Annotated in this window: 16 protein-coding genes and 1 other annotated feature; all 16 genes read left to right on the top strand. The window is 28.6% G+C overall.

Annotated features, from left to right (window positions below; genetic code table 11):
- Nucleotides 1–76 precede the first annotated feature (76 nt).
- The 16 genes from Q0Y03_RS02825 to typA all read left to right on the top strand — a co-directional run bounded on the left by Q0Y03_RS02825 (nt 77) and on the right by typA (nt 18,127).
- Nucleotides 77–865: an electron transfer flavoprotein subunit beta/FixA family protein gene (locus tag Q0Y03_RS02825; RefSeq protein WP_297712322.1), complete on the top strand. Its 789-nt coding sequence runs from the start codon at nt 77–79 to the stop codon at nt 863–865.
- 13 nt (nt 866–878) lie between these two features.
- Nucleotides 879–2,099: an electron transfer flavoprotein subunit alpha gene (locus Q0Y03_RS02820; RefSeq protein WP_297712321.1), complete on the top strand. Its 1,221-nt coding sequence runs from the start codon at nt 879–881 to the stop codon at nt 2,097–2,099.
- A 48-nt stretch (nt 2,100–2,147) separates the two neighbouring features.
- Nucleotides 2,148–3,548, top strand: coding sequence for an FAD-binding oxidoreductase (locus Q0Y03_RS02815; RefSeq protein ID WP_297712390.1), 1,401 nt, complete (start codon nt 2,148–2,150; stop codon nt 3,546–3,548).
- Between the two features lie 135 nt (nt 3,549–3,683).
- Nucleotides 3,684–4,238, top strand: coding sequence for a metal-dependent hydrolase (locus Q0Y03_RS02810; RefSeq protein ID WP_297712320.1), 555 nt, complete (start codon nt 3,684–3,686; stop codon nt 4,236–4,238).
- A 365-nt stretch (nt 4,239–4,603) separates the two neighbouring features.
- Nucleotides 4,604–6,241, top strand: a complete 1,638-nt coding sequence (locus tag Q0Y03_RS02805; RefSeq protein ID WP_297712319.1) for a HAMP domain-containing sensor histidine kinase — start codon at nt 4,604–4,606, stop codon at nt 6,239–6,241.
- Between the two features lie 71 nt (nt 6,242–6,312).
- Complete coding sequence (locus Q0Y03_RS02800; RefSeq protein ID WP_297712318.1) at nt 6,313–7,062, top strand: N-acetylmuramoyl-L-alanine amidase; 750 nt, start codon at nt 6,313–6,315, stop codon at nt 7,060–7,062.
- Nucleotides 7,063–7,218: 156 nt separating this feature from the next.
- On the top strand, nt 7,219–7,704 hold the full coding sequence (ybaK, locus tag Q0Y03_RS02795) for a Cys-tRNA(Pro) deacylase (RefSeq protein WP_297712317.1): 486 nt from the start codon (nt 7,219–7,221) through the stop codon (nt 7,702–7,704).
- A gap of 174 nt (nt 7,705–7,878) precedes the next feature.
- Nucleotides 7,879–8,379 carry a PRC-barrel domain-containing protein gene (locus Q0Y03_RS02790; RefSeq protein ID WP_297712316.1) on the top strand — a complete coding sequence of 167 codons (501 nt, stop codon included), beginning with the start codon at nt 7,879–7,881 and terminating at the stop codon, nt 8,377–8,379.
- Complete coding sequence (locus Q0Y03_RS02785) at nt 8,363–9,391, top strand: AI-2E family transporter (RefSeq protein ID WP_297712315.1); 1,029 nt, start codon at nt 8,363–8,365, stop codon at nt 9,389–9,391. Before Q0Y03_RS02790 ends, Q0Y03_RS02785 begins: the two co-directional genes overlap by 17 nt.
- A 161-nt stretch (nt 9,392–9,552) precedes the next feature.
- Nucleotides 9,553–9,728: a binding site (T-box leader), on the top strand.
- A 116-nt stretch (nt 9,729–9,844) separates the two neighbouring features.
- A complete protein-coding gene (gene alaS, locus Q0Y03_RS02780; protein WP_297712314.1) occupies nt 9,845–12,493 on the top strand; it encodes an alanine--tRNA ligase in 2,649 nt (882 codons plus the stop codon).
- A gap of 136 nt (nt 12,494–12,629) precedes the next feature.
- Nucleotides 12,630–12,887, top strand: coding sequence for an IreB family regulatory phosphoprotein (locus Q0Y03_RS02775; protein ID WP_133014261.1), 258 nt, complete (start codon nt 12,630–12,632; stop codon nt 12,885–12,887).
- Nucleotides 12,888–12,981: 94 nt separating this feature from the next.
- Complete coding sequence (gene ruvX / locus Q0Y03_RS02770) at nt 12,982–13,401, top strand: Holliday junction resolvase RuvX (RefSeq protein WP_297712313.1); 420 nt, start codon at nt 12,982–12,984, stop codon at nt 13,399–13,401.
- Between the two features lie 123 nt (nt 13,402–13,524).
- Nucleotides 13,525–13,800 (top strand): DUF1292 domain-containing protein, encoded by a 276-nt coding sequence (locus Q0Y03_RS02765; protein ID WP_297712312.1) that lies wholly within the window; start codon nt 13,525–13,527, stop codon nt 13,798–13,800.
- 21 nt (nt 13,801–13,821) lie between these two features.
- On the top strand, nt 13,822–14,283 hold the full coding sequence (locus Q0Y03_RS02760) for a Fur family transcriptional regulator (protein ID WP_297712311.1): 462 nt from the start codon (nt 13,822–13,824) through the stop codon (nt 14,281–14,283).
- Nucleotides 14,284–14,348: 65 nt separating this feature from the next.
- Nucleotides 14,349–16,016, top strand: a complete 1,668-nt coding sequence (locus Q0Y03_RS02755) for a ribonuclease J (protein WP_297712310.1) — start codon at nt 14,349–14,351, stop codon at nt 16,014–16,016.
- 284 nt (nt 16,017–16,300) lie between these two features.
- Nucleotides 16,301–18,127, top strand: coding sequence for a translational GTPase TypA (typA, locus tag Q0Y03_RS02750; protein WP_297712309.1), 1,827 nt, complete (start codon nt 16,301–16,303; stop codon nt 18,125–18,127).
- Nucleotides 18,128–18,189 lie beyond the last annotated feature (62 nt).

Below are 18,189 nucleotides of genomic sequence, written 5' to 3'. Positions count from 1 at the left end.
TTAATAAATAAGCTAGCAATATAATTTTAAAAATATAATATAAGTTTAATTAATGTATATCAGGAGATGAGAGTTTATGAATATTTTAGTTTGTATTAAGCAAGTTCCAGGAACATCTAAAGTGGAAGTTGATCCAGTTACTGGAGTTTTAAAAAGAGATGGTGTTGATTCTAAAATGAATCCATATGATTTATATGCATTAGAAACAGCTTTTAAAATTTCAGAAAATAAAGGTGGTAAAATAAATGTTTTAACAATGGGACCACCACAAGCTAAGGAAATTATTAAGGAAGCTTATTCAATGGGAGTTGACCATGGTGTATTATTATCTGATAGAAAATTTGCAGGAGCAGATGTTTTAGCAACTTCTTATACCTTATCTCAAGGTGTTAAAAGTATGGGAAGTTTTGATTTAATAATTTGTGGAAAGCAAACTACTGATGGTGACACTGCTCAAGTTGGTCCAGAAATGGCAGAGTATTTAAATATTCCTCATGTTGCAAATGTTAGAAAAATTATAGAAGTAAAAGATGAATCCATAGTAGTTGAAATGGATATGCCAAATACATTAGAGGTAGTAGATGTTAAGTTACCTGCTTTAATTACTGTGGAAAAAGGAATTTTCGAGCCAAGATTACCTTCTTATAAAAAGAAAATATTAACTAAAGATAGAGAAATAGATGTTAAGAGTTTATGTGATTTTAAAGATCGAAATGAAAACAATTACGGATTAAATGGTTCTCCAACTCAAGTTGAAAGAATTTTTCCTCCTAAGGTTAATGATAAAAGGGAAATGTGGAAAGGTAGCAGTGAAGAATTAGTTACAAAATTTGAAGATACATTGAAGGAATTAAAGTTTATTTAAGGGGGTATAGTTTATGGGAAGGTTAGTAATTAATCAAGATAAAGTTGGTAATAAAGAAGAATTAGTTAAGATATGTCCTTTTGGCGCACTTGAAATTAAAGATGATAAATTAGATATAAATAGTGGATGCAAAATGTGTAAATTATGTGTTAGAAAAGGGCCAAAAGGTGCAGTTGTATTTATTGAAGATGAAAAGGTAGAGATAGATAAAAGTCTTTGGAGTGGAATTGCTGTTTATGTGGATCACGTTGATGGAGAGATTCATCCTGTAACACTTGAACTTATAGGAAAGGCAAGGGAGCTGGCAGATAAGATTAATCAAGAAGTTTACTGTATAGCCATGGGAGATAATATTGAAAATAATGTTCATGAGCTTTTACATTATGGAGTTGATAAAGTATTTTTATATGAAGATAAGGAATTAAAGTATTTTAGAATTGAGCCTTATACTTCAGTAATTGAGGACTTTATAAATAATGTTAAGCCAGCTGTATTATTAGTTGGAGCTACAACTGTTGGTAGATCATTAGCACCAAGAGTTGCAGCTAGATTTAGAACTGGACTTACAGCAGATTGTACTATTTTAGACATAAAGGAAAATACAGATTTAGTTCAAATAAGACCAGCTTTTGGTGGAAATATTATGGCTCAAATTGTTACTCCTAACTCTAGACCACAACTTGCCACTGTTAGATATAAAGTTATGTCAGCACCAGAAAGAAGTGAAGATGAAGTAAGCGAAATAGTTAAGTTATCTATAAAAAAGGAAAAATTAAAATCTAATATTAATGTATTAGAAGTCTCTAAAAAATCTAAAGAAAAAGAAATAAGTGAAGCTGATGTTTTAGTTGTTGCAGGAAGAGGCGTAAAGAGTGAAAAGGATTTAGAAATGATAAAGGAATTAAGTGAGCTTTTAGGAGGTCAAGTTGCTTGTACAAGACCATTAATTGAAGCTGGATGGGCTGATGCAAAAAGGCAAGTTGGGTTAAGTGGTAGAACTGTTAGACCAAAGCTTATTATTACTTGTGGAGTATCTGGTGCAGTTCAGTTTACTGCAGGAATGAATAATTCTGATTATATATTTGCTATTAATACTGATGAGAAAGCACCAATTTTTAAGGTTGCTCATTATGGAATTGTTGGTGATATTTATGAAGTTGTACCAATGTTAATTGAAAAGCTTAAAAATAATGGCTGTGGTGTAATAAAGGAATTGGCTATAGAAGGAGTTTAGTTTAATTTTAGTTGATTCTAAGGCAAGTATAAAAGGGGGGAATTTATGATGGAATATAAGGAATTTTCTGTAGAAGATTATAAAAATATATTAGATTTAATTAGTGATAATGATAGAGTTTTATATGGTGAAAATATAAGTGAAGATTATAGTAGAGATGAGCTTGGTTCTGTTAGAGTTATGCCTAATGTGGTAGTACAAGTTTTAAATGTTGAAGAGGTTTCAAAGGTAATGAAGTATGCTTATAACAATAATATTCCAGTAACTCCAAGAGGTTCAGGCACAGGGCTTGTAGGAGCAGCAGTTCCTATTAAAGCTGGAATTGTTATAGATTTAAGTAAGATGAATAAGATTTTAGAGTTAGATGAAGAAAACTTAACATTAACTGTTGAGCCAGGTGTGCTTCTTATGGAAATAGGAAAGTATGTAGAAGAATTTGATTTATTTTATCCACCAGACCCTGGAGAAAAAACTGCAACTATAGGTGGAAATATTAGTACTAATGCAGGAGGAATGAGAGCAGTAAAATATGGAGTTACTAGAGATTATGTAAGAGGCCTGGAGGTTGTACTACCTAATGGGGAAATTATTAATGTTGGTGGAAAAGTGGTAAAAAATAGTTCAGGATATGCATTAAAGGATTTGATGGTAGGTTCTGAAGGAACTTTAGGAATTGTTACAAAAGCTGTATTAAGATTATTACCATTACCTAAAAAAGCAATTAGTCTTTTAATTCCTTTTGATACTTTAGATAATGCAATTGAAACTGTACCAAAAATAATTAAATCAAAATCTATTCCAACTGCAATAGAATTTATGCAAAGAGCAGCTATAGTTGCAGCTGAAGAATTTTTAAAGAAACCATTTCCTGATAATTCATCAGATGCATACTTATTATTAACCTTTGATGGAAATTCTAAAGAAGAAATAGAAAGAGCATATGAAGGAGTAGCTAATATTTGTTTAGAATCTGGAGCTTTAGATGTATTTATTTCAGATACAGAAGAAAGACAAGAAGCTATTTGGAGTGCTAGAGGAGCATTTTTAGAGGCTATAAAAGCATTAACTACTGAAATGGATGAAGTAGATGTTGTTGTACCTAGAAATAAGGTTGCTGAATTTGTTAAATTTACACATGAGGTTGAAGAATCTCAAGATATAAGAATAAAGAGTTTTGGACATGCAGGAGATGGAAATCTTCATATTTATATATTAAGAGATGACTTAAATTCAGAAGAATGGAATAATAAACTTAATAATGTTATGGAGATATTATATAAGAAATCAAGAGAGTTAAATGGTCAAGTTTCAGGGGAACATGGTATTGGATTTGCTAAAAAGCCATTTTTAAATGAGTCATTACCAAAAGAGTCTATAGAAATTATGAAAGGAATAAAACTTGCCTTTGATCCTAAGAATATATTAAATCCAGGTAAGGTCTGTCAATAAACAACAAAATTCGGGATGCCTCCGGGGTCAATCCATATATTGAATCGATCCCGTAATTTTAAAAAGAACATACTTTCACTTTGTTGAAAAATGTAGTAGAATATAAATTGATAAAATTACAGAGGATGGAAGTATATGAAGGGAAAAGAACATATGATTGTAGGAACTACTGCAACGGCAACTATGGGGATTGGATTTTTAATTACTAAAACTTTTGATAGTGCTGTATATTTAGCTCCTTTAATTATTGGTGGATTTATTGGATCATATATGCCTGATATTGATTCACATAATTCTAAAGCAAGGCAAGTTTTTAATAAGGTACTAACATTTTCTATAATAGCAATAGTATTAGGATATATGTTGGGAATAGCATTAAGTGTAAGTGATGTATTGAAGTTCTTAGAAAATAATATTAAAAATTGTTCTGCGACAGTTATGTTTTGTATAACAACTGTATTAGGAAAGTTATCTCCACATAGAATGTTTACTCATAAATGGCTTGGCACATTAATGTTTTGTGGAAGTGTATATTTAACAGGAAATATATATTTAGCACTAGGTTTTTCTATGGGATATATTTTACATATTGTTTGTGATAGATTTTCACCAAGAGGCAAGAATTTAAAATTCTTTGAGTTTAAATTGCCTTGTAAAAATTCAAAGAATAAGACAACTGTTACTTGGTAAATATAATTTTTAATAGATTAAATCTGTAATTAATGAAAGAATCGGCAACTATTTAGCTGCCAATTCTTTTATTTTTATCTTTTTAGGCAAATTTGTTTTTATTTATTTAAGTATGCCTTTTGTTTTTTTAATATTTTGAAACAACTAAGTAAATTAGTTACTAATAATTATATATTATCAATACAGGTAAAATTTTCTTAAATTTAAAAGAAAAGTTTAATGAAAAAGATAATTAAATTCATAAAATTTCAAAAAATACAAATAAAATGTTTCCAAATAACAAAAAATTATATAAAATAGTAATAAAGGGAAAATATATATTTATTTTGTAAATATTATTAAAAAAAGAAAGGTTTAGTAATAAAATGGGGGATAATAAAAAAGCTTTTTTAGAGGTAAAAGAAATAGTTAGTATTTTAATAATTTTTGCAGTGTGTGTATGTTATAGTTTTTTAGTTGATGAAAGCTTCAATATTATTACTTTTATTCAAATTATGTCATTAGTCACATGCTGTTTTTATACAGTTAGTATATTTATATTAATATTAAATAATAGCCAATATATCAATAATATGTATAAGTATTTATCTATAGGATTTTCAGGAGTTGGATTTTTGTCAGTTTCTAATATACTTATATTAAAGAATAACATTGAAATTACCTTAGTGTATGGTAAGCTTAGTAGAATGTTTTACATAATTTCTATATTTGAAATATTAGTATTTATATTATCATTTTTAAATATAGATAAAAAAAGAAATATAAGAAATCTTTTTACAAATGTTATGATAGCAACTTTAATAGCTACATATTTAGCTTTTAGAAGCAAATTATCTTTCTTTAATAAACTACAAATTCTAGGGTTTAATGAAACTAAGTTTATAGTAGAAATAGTAATTATATTATTATATATAGTATTAGTGTTTATCATTAGAAGAAATAAAGAAAAAATTTCCAACAGGATATTTTTAAATTTAATAGAATATACTGTTTCAAGAATTGTATTATCTATATTTGTAATTTTTACTTTTGAACAAAATAATATTATTAATACTTTAATAGCCTATTTAATAAGGTTTATAGGAGATTATTATGTATTTAAGATTATTGGATTAGAAGTTATTAGAAAGCCACATGAAGTTTTATATAATGATTTAATGATTAAATCTAATATACTAGAAGAAAAGTTGGCTGAATTAAAAAGAAAAAATGAAGAAGATGAGATAAAAAAAGAGTTGCTAGCTAATATTTCTCATGAATTTAAGACTCCAGTAAATGTTATTTATTCTGCAATACAAATGCAAGACATGAAAAGAGAGTGTAATGATATAAATGAAATTTTAAAATTTAATTCTGTAATTAAACAAAATTGTTATAGATTAATAAGGTTAATAGATAACTTTATTGATTCAAGTAAGCTAACAGAACAGAATTATAAACTTAATTTAAAATGTTTAAATATAGTTTCTGTTGTTGAGAATACTACAATGTCAATATTATCTTTTGCTGAGATGAAAGGAATAGAGATTGTTTTTGATACTGAAGAAGAGGAGTTTTTTGTTTTAGCAGATAAAGATTTAATTGAAAGAAGCATTTTAAATATACTATCAAACTCTATTAAATATAATAAACAAAATGGTGTGATAAGTGTTTTTGTTGGATTAAGAGAAGAGAAGGTTATTGTAGAAGTTGAGGATAGTGGTATTGGTATACCAAAGGAAAAACAAAAGTATATCTTTAATAGATATGAAAGGATTAAAGCAAGTAAAGATGGATATAAGGAGGGATCAGGATTAGGGCTTAATATAGTACAGGAAATAGTAAAGAAGTTTAATGGAGAAATTAAACTTGAAAGTGAAGAGGGAGTTGGAACAAAGATAACTCTTATTATACCTAAAGTAGAATATGATGAAGAAATGTATGAAGATTATTACAATGATGTTAATTTTAAAAATGATATTATGCAAAAGGTTGATTTAGAGATGTCAGATATATGTATATAAAATTAGAAACTCTCTTTTATTAACAATAATATATTACTTTTCATAATATAAATTAAAAGGAGAGTGATAATATGAAAATAGCAGTAAGAGGTGGACATTGTCCAAAAGTTCCAGGATCAAGAGGAATATTGGATGAGTTAACAGAAGATAGATTAGTTAAGAATGCAGTAATTAAATATTTAAAACAATTAGGTCATGAAGTTTTAGATGTAACTCCACCAGATTCAACTTCAACTTCATCAGCAGATTTAGCTTACGGTGTTAATAAAGCTAATGAAATAAGGGCGGATTTATTTGTATCTATTCATTTTAATAAAGCATATAATAGCTACAATGGAGCCTTAGGAAGTGAAGTATGTGTATATTCAACCTATGATATAGCCCAAAGAGTTGTTAATGGATTAGGTGAGTTAGGATTTAAAAATAGGGGGCAAAAGATCAGAACTGGGCTTTATGAGTTGAGGAATACTAGTATGAAAGCTATGATAGTAGAAACTTGTTTTGTAGAAGCTACAGAAGATGTTGCTTTATATAAAAGGTTAGGGCCTGATGCAGTTGGCAAGAAAATAGCTGAATCAATTGCTAATAATAAAACTCAAGTTGTTCCCCTACCAGATAATCCATCAAATATTGAATCTAGTTATAGAGTAAGAATTACAGCAAGTATACTAAATGTAAGAAAAGGTGCAGGAACTAATTATTCCATTTCTACTACTGTTAAAAGAAATGAGGTTTATACAATAGTAGAAGAGAGTAATGGGTGGGGTAAATTAAAAAGTGGAGCTGGTTGGATAAGTCTTTCTTATACAACTAAATTATAATTTTAAAGGTTAGTAGGTAAGAGAAATTTTATTTACTAGCCTTGTCTTATTTTATTAGGATTTAGAAAAATAAATTTAAAACAACTCTATACTATTTTTTATTTATATTAATTTATGCAAAATAATGTTATGATTTTTATTAGGAGAGTGATAAGTGTGGCTAAAGAAAAAGTTGTAAAAACAAATGCAATGAGAATACTAGATTCAAAGAAAGTAAATTACGAAATTATTACTTATGAAAGTAAGGATGGGAAAATAGATGGTATATCAGTGGCACATAAAATTGGTATAGATGAAGCTAACGTATTTAAGACTTTAGTATCTCAAGGAACAAGTAAAGAGTTGTATGTTTTTGTTATTCCTGTAGCAGAAGAGTTAAATTTAAAAGAAGCTGCTGCAATAACTGGCGAGAAAAAAATAGAAATGATTCATGTTAATGATATTATGAAGTATACTGGATATATTCGTGGAGGGTGTTCGCCAATAGGGCAAAAACGTGAATATAAAACATTTATACATGAAAGCGCTAAGGAATTAGAGTTTATTATTGTTAGTGCTGGAAAGATTGGATATCAGATAAAGATAAATCCTGATGATTTAATAAATATAGTATCAGGAAAATTTGAATATATAATAAAATAATTTAGTATATAAATAAAAAGTGTTGGATTTTCTCTAGTAAGCATGAAGAATCATTATAAAATTATATAAATATTAATAAAAAATAGAATGAAATATAAAAAATACACAAATTTTACTAATAATAACCATAGTATTTGGAAATACTATGGTTATTATATTTTTAGAGGTGAAGTAATGTTTAAATGGAGAGATTTTTATTTAATGAAAGTTTATAATTCTAAAAATAAATATATTGGAGTTGTAGAGGATATTTCCATAGATTTTAATAAAGGAATTATAGAAGGGTTTACAATTTCACCTGCATCTATAATAAAAAAGCATACTTTCGTTTCTGGTGATGCAATAGTATCTATAGATAAAGTAATGAGAATTAAAGAAACATCAAAATTTAAAGGATTGAAATTTAAAGAAATTAAATTTATAGATATTATAAATGGAAATAAAAAGTTAATTGGAGTACTTGAAGATTTAATAATAGATAAAGAAAATTTTAGTATAAAAGGGTTAATTATTAGTTCAGGAATATTTGATAAGATGTTTAGGGGAAAGGAAATTATAACGTTAAAACATTGTGCTTTATGTGATGATTATATTTTATACAATGGAAATGAGCGTATTAAGCTTAAAACTTTACCTCATAACTTAGGAGGCTCTAAGGATGTTAGCAAAGCATAAAAATTTAATTTATAAAATAATAGTAGCAACAGTTCTTGTAATACTTAGTGTTGTTATATATATATATTTCACTCCTATAAGGGATGTTGTTAATTTATTAGTAATTTCATTTATAATTGCATATACTTTAAAGCCATTAAGAAATTATTTAAGTGATAGATTGAATATATCAGCTAAAAAAAGTTCGCTTTTAATTATATTATTATTTTTATTAGCGTTTATTGGACTTTTGTATTGTATAGTTCCATCCATACTAAAAGAAAGTGGCAATTTTGGAGTTATGCTAGATAGTATAGAAGAATATATTCTAGCTTTTGCAAATAAATTTAAATTAGATAGGTTACCGGTTTTTGATACTATATACATACAAGTTGGGGAAAAAATAAATATGGTTTTAAGTAATGCATCAACTAATTTAGTAGATAATATGATTTCTATTGGGGAGAACCTTGTTGGCCTTGCAGTTATACCAATTACAACTTATTATTTATTAGCTGATGGACATTTAATATATAATAAATTATTATTAGTTTTTCCAACAGATAAAAGAGTTTTAATTAAAAATATAAATAATAATATTGATAAAATATTAAGTAGATACATATTAAGTCAGCTTTTATTATCATTAATAATTGGAGTGTTATCATTTGTTTTATTATTAGCACTTAGAATAAAATTTCCTTTAGTATTATCTATAATAAATGCTATTGCTAATATTATTCCTTACTTTGGACCTATTATTGGAGGAATTCCTATAATTTTTATGGCTCTTACAGGATCTGTTACAAAAGGATTATTAGCAGCTGTAGGAGTGTTTTTAATACAACAAGTAGAAGGTAACTTTTTAGCGCCTAAAATAACAGGGGATAGTACTAATATGCATCCTATAATAATTATTATTCTATTAATATTAGGTGAGAAAATGGGTGGAGTAATAGGAATGATTTTGATTGTTCCAATTGCCGTAATTATTAAGGTTATATATGATGATATAGATTATTATTTATTTTAAGTGAGATTATAAATATTTGATTTATTTATCCAAACATACTACTAGTAGTAAAAGGAGTAGCTAAGAGTGATTTTGATTTTAAACCTCACTTATATTCATATACGATAAAGTTTATTGACATAAATACTTAAATGAAATATAATTTTGTCATAAATCTATAGCATAAAGCGATGAAAAGAATGAGTAAATATGATGTAAATATTAAGAGAGGAAGTGGATGGTGAAAACTTCTTATTTAGCATATTGAAGCTATCTTGGAGCTTTTTTTACTTTAAGTGATGTATTTATGTACATAATTAGGGTGGTACCGCGGAAGTTATAAGTTTTCGTCCCTTTGTCTTTAGGGATGGAGACTTTTTTTATTGGTTGAATTCCTAATTATAAATAAATTTAAGAATTAGTTTAATTTATAATTAAATTATTAATAGAAGAATTTTGGAGGTAGAAAAAATCATGAAATTCATGGGAGCAAATGAATTAAGAGAAAGTTTTATTAGCTTTTTCGAATCTAAGGAACATTTAAGAATGGAAAGTTTTCCATTAGTACCTAAAAATGATAACAGTTTATTATTAATAAATGCAGGTATGGCACCACTTAAGTCATATTTCACAGGTATACAAAAACCACCAAAAACTAGAGTAACAACTTGCCAAAAGTGTATTAGAACTGGTGATATAGAAAACGTAGGAAAGACTTCAAGACACGGTACTTTCTTTGAAATGTTAGGTAATTTCTCATTTGGAGATTACTTTAAAAATGAAATTATTCCATGGTCATGGGAATATGTAACTGAAGTTTTAAAATTACCTAAGGATAAATTATATGTAACAATTTATTTAGAAGATGATGAAGCATATGAAATTTGGACTACTAAGACAGATATAGATCCAAGTAGAATATTTAGATTAGGTAAAGATGATAACTTCTGGGAAGTTGGAACAGTTGGTCCATGTGGTCCATGTACAGAAATTCATTTTGATAGAGGTGTAGATGTAGCTCCTGTTACAAATGTAGATGATTTTGTAGCTGCTTCTGATGCTGATAGAATAGTTGAATTCTGGAACTTAGTATTTATTCAATTTGATAAACAAGAAGATGGAAGCTATGCTCCATTAAAGAACAAAAATATAGATACTGGTATGGGACTTGAAAGAATTGCAACTATAATGCAAGGTGTTGATAACATATTTGAAATTGATACAGTAAAGAATATATTAAATAAAGTATCTTCTTTATCAGGTGTAGAATATGGAAAAGATGCTAATAGCGATATATCATTAAGAATAGTAACAGACCACGTTAAAGCTGTAACTATGCTTATATCAGATGGTGTTCAGCCAAGTAATGAAGGTAGAGGATATGTTTTAAGAAGACTTTTAAGAAGAGCTGCAAGACATGGAAGATTACTTGGAATTAAGGGATTATTCTTAAAAGATGTTGTAGATGCTGTTGTTGAAAACTATGGTGGAAATTATCCAGTATTAGTTGAAAATAAAGATTATATAACTAAGATAATAACTTTAGAAGAAGAAAGATTTAATGAAACTATTGATGGTGGAATGAACATCTTAAATGGATATATTAAGGAATTAGAAGAAGCTAAATCTACAGTACTTTCTGGAGAAAAAGCATTTAAATTATATGATACTTACGGATTCCCGCTAGAATTAACAGAAGAAATTCTTGAGGAAAAAGAAATGACTGTTGATCATGAAGAATTCAAGAAGGAAATGGAAGCTCAAAGAGAGAGAGCTAGAAGTGCAAGAGGAGAAACTTCTTACATGGGAGCTGATGAAAATCCAATAAATAAGGTAAAAGCTGATGTTGAAACTGAATTTACTGGATATACTTCTACAGAAGGTGTTGGAAGAGTTGTAGTTCTTGCAACTGATGAAGCTTTTGTTGATGAATTAACTGAAGGTAACAAAGGTTACATCTTAACTGATAAGACTCCTTTTTATGCTGAAATGGGTGGTCAAATTGGTGATACTGGTATGATTACTGGAGCTAACGGAACAGCTTATGTATACAACACTAAGAAAAATGTTGGTGGAAAGACTGTTCATTATGTTGAAGTTAAAGCTGGATGCATAAAAAATGGTGAAGAGGTTAACTTAAGTGTAGATAAGGTGAGAAGATCTAGTGTTTGTAAAAACCATACAGCAACTCATATGTTACAAGCTGCATTAAAAGAAGTTGTTGGCTCTCATGTTCATCAAGCAGGTTCTTTTGTAGATAATGAAAGATTAAGATTTGACTTTACTCACTTCCAAGCTATGACAGTTGAAGAAATTCAAAAGGTTGAAGATTTAGTTAATGATAAGATAATGGAAGTTGATACTGTAGAAACTAAGCTTATGACAATTGAAGAAGCTAAGGAATCTGGAGCAACAGCATTATTCGATGAAAAATATGGTGATAAAGTAAGAGTAGTAGCTGCAGGAGAATTCTCTAAAGAACTTTGTGGTGGTACTCACGTATCTAATGTTGGAGAAATAGGACTATTTAAAATAGTTTCTGAAACAGGGGTTGCTGCTGGTATTAGAAGAATAGAAGCTTTAACAGGAAGAGCTGCTATAAAATACATGGAAGAAAAGCAAAGATTATTAAAAGAAGCTTGTGCAGCACTTAAATGTACTGAAAAGGATGTTTTAAAGAAAATATCTACTCAAGGTGCAGAACTTAAGGAAAAAGATAAAGAAATTGCTGAACTTAAATCTAAGCTTACAAGTGGGGCATTAGATGATATTTTAAACTCTGCTAGAGAAATAAATGGAGTTAAAGCTATAGCATATGGACTTGAAGGTGTAGATGGTAATGCTTTAAGAGATTTAGCAGATAAAATCAGAAGTAAGATGAATTCAGGAGTTGTAGTATTAGTAAGTAAATTAGGAGATAAAGTTAATTTAGTTACTATGGCAACTAAAGATGTATTAGATAAAGGAATACATTGTGGTAAAATTATTAAAGAAGTAGCTACTGTTGTTGGTGGTGGCGGAGGTGGAAGACCAGATATGGCTCAAGCTGGTGGTAAGAAACCTGAAAATATACCACAATCTATAGAAGTTGCGTTCAAAACAATAGAGAATTTAGTAAAATAGTTTTTTTATAGAGTATACAATTATGTTAATTTAGGATATAATATAAATAATAAGATTGTATAAAAATTTCTAATGATTAAAAATAAATAAAAAACTTTCGTAAGGGGGTGAAGCTGCTAAGTAAGCAGCGGAGGATATGGATAATAATCTTGACAGAACAATGCAATTTGACTTAAACATTAACAAAGAAGATTTAACTAAATCAATTTTAAATGATGTATATACAGCATTGAAGGAAAAGGGATATAACCCAATAAATCAATTGGTAGGTTATCTAATTTCGGGGGATCCTTCTTACATTACTAGTTATAACGGAGCAAGAGCTTTACTTAGAAAACTTGAAAGAGATGAAATACTTGAAGAGGTAATAAAATCTTATCTAGAAATAAAATAAAAGTGCCCGTTAAGCGGGCACTTTTATTTTATCCAAAATTAATTTGATAAAATAAATTAAGAAATTAGTTTTTTAATTAAACAAAGGAGTTTCTATGAGAATATTAGGACTTGATATGGGCTCAAAAACTATAGGAGTTGCTTTAAGCGATCCTTTAGGATGGACAGCACAAGGAATTACAACAATAAGACGTACTAAGAAGGAACAAGATTTAGAAGAAATACATAAAATATGTAATGAATATGGGGTAGAAACTATAGTTGTTGGTTTGCCTAAAAATATGAATGGAACTATTGGAGAATCAGGTGAAAAAGCATTAGAGTTTGCTGAGTTATTAAAAGAAAAGACTGGATTGCCAATAGAAATGTGGGATGAAAGATTAACAACAGTAGCTGCACATAGAGCAATGTTAGAAGCAGATCTTTCAAGAAATAAAAGAAAGAAAATTGTAGATAAAATAGCGGCAACATATATATTACAAGGCTATCTTGACAAGTTGAGACTTAGTAAATAGTTTGTTATAAAAAACAATAACTAATTTTAAAATCTTAATTACTAATTAAATTAAGATATTTGCAGTTTTAATATTTTGTGTAATAATATAATAAACAATTCAGATGAAAAAGGAGTTTGTAGAATGGAAAAAGATTTAAAAACTATACAATTATTTGATGAAGATGGAAATGAGATAAATTTAAATGTAATAGCATTCTTTGATATGGTAAATCCTGAGACGGGAGAAAAAAGTGAGTATGTTATAGCTCAAGAACAAGGATATGAAGATGAAAATCCATTTGCTTTAAAAATAATAAAAGATGAAGAAGATAATGATATGTTTGAACTAATTGAAAATGAAGTGGAGTTAGCTGCGATAGAAGAAGCTTATAACACTATTTTCATGGACGAAGAATAAAAGAAATGAGGTGTTAAGTATATGAGCACAGTTAATGTAGATATTGAATTATTAAAAGAAAACCTAAAACAAAAAGGATATAAGTTAACGCCTCAAAGAAGAGCTATTTTAGATGTAATCATTGAAAAAGAGGGAGAGCACTTAACAGCAGAAGAAATTTATGATGAGGTTAAGAAAATATGTCCTGATATAGGTTTAGCAACAGTATATAGAACTGTATTATTATTAGAAGAGGTCGGTGTTATATTTAAGTTAGATTTAAATGATGGATGTAGTAGATATGAACTTGTTCATAGTGAAGAGGAACATAGACATCATCATTTAGTATGTAATGAATGTAAAGCTGTATTTGAGGTTCAAGATGATCTTTTAGATGAGCTTGAATATAGAATTGAAAATACATATGGATTTAAAATTTTAGATCATAGTGTAAAGTTTTTTGGGATATGTTCTAAATGTTGCGAAAAACAAAAAGGTGAGTAAAGGGATATTTTAAATAGTAGTTATATATTTTGAAATACATAATAGAAAAGAGAAGGAGGGGACATATGAAAAATGAAAAAGCAAAGGTTAAGATTATTCCTTTAGGTGGAGTCAATGAAATCGGAAAAAATTTAACAGCTATAGAATATAAAAATGATATAGTTGTAATAGATTGTGGACTTAAGTTTCCAGATGAAGATATGTTCGGAATAGATTTGGTTATACCTGATATAACGTACCTTATAAAAAATAAAGAAAAGGTGTCGGGAATATTCTTAACTCATGGTCATGAAGATCATATTGGAGCGTTACCATATGTTTTAAAACAATTAAATGTTCCGGTATATGGAACAAAACTAACATTAGGAATAGTAGAAACTAAACTTAAAGAACATGGTTTATTAAGTTCAACAGAACTTGTAAGAGTAAAGCCAAGAGATGTAATTAGGTTAAATTCAGTATCTGTAGAGTTTATAAAAACTAACCATTCAATTGCTGATTCTGTTGCAATTGCAGTACACACACCATTAGGAGTTGTACTTCATACAGGAGATTTTAAGGTGGATTACACACCAATTGATGGTGAACCTATGGATTTTGCAAGATTTGCAGAACTAGGGAAAAAAGGAGTACTTGCAATGATGGCAGACTCTACAAATGTTGAAAAGTCTGGATACACAAACTCAGAAAAAATTGTTGGAGAAAGTTTAACAAGAATTTTTGGAAAAACTAAAGGAAGAATAATTATTGCAACATTTGCATCAAATATTCATAGAATTCAACAAATAATAGATGCTGCTTCAGTTTATGGTAGAAAAGTTGCTGTTTCTGGAAGAAGTATGGAAAATATAATGAATGTAGCTATAGAATTAGGTTATATTGAAGTTGATAAAGATACTTTAGTATCTATTGATCAAATCAATAAGTATAATAATGATCAAGTTGTTATTATAACTACTGGAAGTCAAGGTGAGCCAATGTCTGCGTTATCAAGAATGGCAGCATCAGAGCATAGAAAAGTAAATATTGTTGAAGGTGATACAATAATTATCTCAGCAACACCTATTCCAGGAAATGAAAAGCTTGTATCAAAAGTTATTAATCAATTATTTAAAAAAGGTGCAGAAGTTATATATGGATCACAGGAAAATATCCACGTTTCAGGTCATGCTTGCCAAGAAGAGTTAAAGCTTATGCAAACTTTAGTTAGACCAAAACATTTTATACCAGTTCATGGTGAATATAGACACTTACAACAACATGGTGAATTAGCTATAAAATTAGGAGTAGATTCTAAAAATGTAGTTATACCTGATGTTGGAGATATAATTGAAGTTACTAGAAGTGGTATTAAAAAGAATGGAAGTGTTATTTCAGGGCAAGTTTTTGTTGATGGACTTGGAGTTGGAGATGTTGGAAATATAGTATTAAGAGATAGAAAACATTTATCTCAAGATGGTATATTAACAGTAGTTGTAACTTTATCTAAAGAAAACAAAACTATAGTTGCGGGTCCAGATATTATATCAAGAGGATTTGTTTATGTAAGGGAATCTGAAAGTTTAATGGATGAAGCAAGAGATATTGTTAGAAATATTTTGTTTGATTGTGAAGAAAAGAATATAAGTGATTGGGCAACATTAAAATCGAATGTAAGAGATGAACTTAGATCTTATCTTTATGAAAAGACTAAGAGAAAACCTATGATTTTACCAATTATTATGGAAATATAAGTATTAGTTGACAAGTAACAAAGTTAATAGTAGAATAATTGATAGATTTGAAAATTGGATACGAGTGTATCCAATTTTCTTTTTGGGCAAAATATTTATAGGTTTACAAAGGTAGAAGGCTAAGTTTAATATTTAGTAATTTGAATTTTCAATGATATAGCGTAGCGGAGGTTTCATTACCTTTAGCCTGCTTTACTTCAAAAGTAAGATAAGCCTTTAAAATAAAAATGAATTTGAATATTAATATTTTAAATTCATTAATAAAAGTTAATGGAGGAAATTAAATGGAATTAATAACTAGAGATGATATTAGAAATATAGCAATAATAGCTCACGTTGACCATGGTAAGACAACGTTAGTTGATGCTATGTTTAAAGAAAGTCACGTATTTAGATCAAATGAAAAAATGGATGAAAGAGTAATGGACTCTAATGATTTAGAAAAGGAAAGAGGAATTACAATTCTTTCAAAAAATACTGCAGTTATGTACGATGGAATAAAAATAAACATCGTTGATACACCAGGACATGCTGATTTCGGGGGAGAAGTTGAACGTGTACTTAAGATGGTTGACTCAGTTTTACTTGTTGTTGATTCTTATGAAGGACCAATGCCACAAACAAAGTTCGTTTTAAAGAAAGCTTTAGAGCTAAAGTTAAAACCAATAGTTGTTATAAATAAGATAGATAAACCAAATGCTAGACCAGAAGAAGTTATTGATGAAGTATTTGATTTATTCCTAGAATTAGGTGCTGATGATGAGCAATTAGATTTCCCAATTATATATGCTTCTGCTAGAGAAGGTTTTGCAAGATATAATGTAGAAGATACAAATATGGGAATGGAACCATTATTTAAGACTATTATAAATCATGTTGAACCACCAAAGGGATATATAGACGGGCCTTTCCAAATGCTAGTTACAACTTTAGATAGTAATGCTTTTGTTGGTAAAATTGCAATTGGTAAAGTACATAGGGGAAAAGTTAAGAAAAATCAGAATGTTGTTTTAGTTAGACAAGATGGAAGTAAATCAAACTACAAAATAACTGCTGTATTTGGTTATAATGGATTAAAGAGAGAAGAAGTTGAAGAAGCTGGACTTGGAGATATTATTGCAGTAAGCGGTATTATGGATGCTAATATAGGAGAAACTATAGCTGATGCATCTAACCCAGAAGCTTTACCATTCGTTGAAATAGATGAGCCAACACTTAACATGAATTTCATGGTTAATGACTCACCATTTGCAGGTAAAGAAGGTGAATTCGTTACATCTAGACACTTAAGAGATAGATTAATGAAGGAATTAGAAACTAACGTAAGTTTAAGAGTTAAAGAAATAACTCCAGACTGTTTCGAAGTATCAGGTAGAGGAGAACTTCACTTATCAGTTCTTATTGAAACAATGAGAAGAGAAGGATTTGAATTACAAGTTTCTAAGCCAAGTGTTATCTTTAAAGAGGAAAATGGTAAAAAGTTAGAGCCTATGGAATACTTAACTATAGACGTACCAGAAGAATTTATGGGTGCTGTTATGGAAAAAATGGGACCAAGAAAAGCTGAAATGGTTAATATGACATCAGCAGTTAATGGATATACTAGATTAGAATTCGTAATTCCAGCAAGAGGGCTTATAGGATTTAGAAATGAATTTATGACAGATACAAAAGGTAATGGTATTATGAACCACGTATTTGAAGGTTATGCTCCATATAAGGGAGAAATTGAATCAAGAAGTAGAGGTTCAATAGTATCATTTGAACAAGGTGAAGCTATTGCTTATGGATTATTCAATGCTCAAGAAAGAGGAAAGTTATTCATAACTCCAGGAACACCAGTATATCAAGGAATGGTTGTTGGAGAATGTTCTAGAGCTGAAGATATAGATATAAATGTTTGTAAAGGTAAAAAATTAACTAATACAAGAGCTTCAGGATCTGATGATGCTGTTAAATTAGTACCAGTTACTACATTAACATTAGAGCAGTCAATTGAATTTATCGCAAATGATGAGCTAGTTGAGGTTACTCCAGAAAACATTAGAATTAGAAAAAGATACTTAGATGCTGCTGAAAGAAAGAGAATGATAAGCAGAAGTAAAAAATAATTATGTAAATTGTTTATAATTTCATATAAAAGTATTATAATAGTGAATAGCTAAATAATTTG

This window comes from Clostridium sp., from assembly GCF_026168755.1.
Classification (GTDB): Bacteria; Bacillota; Clostridia; order Clostridiales; family Clostridiaceae; genus Clostridium.
The sequence above is the reverse complement of the archived record's forward strand: the minus strand, read 5'-3'. Positions and strand labels throughout refer to the sequence as shown.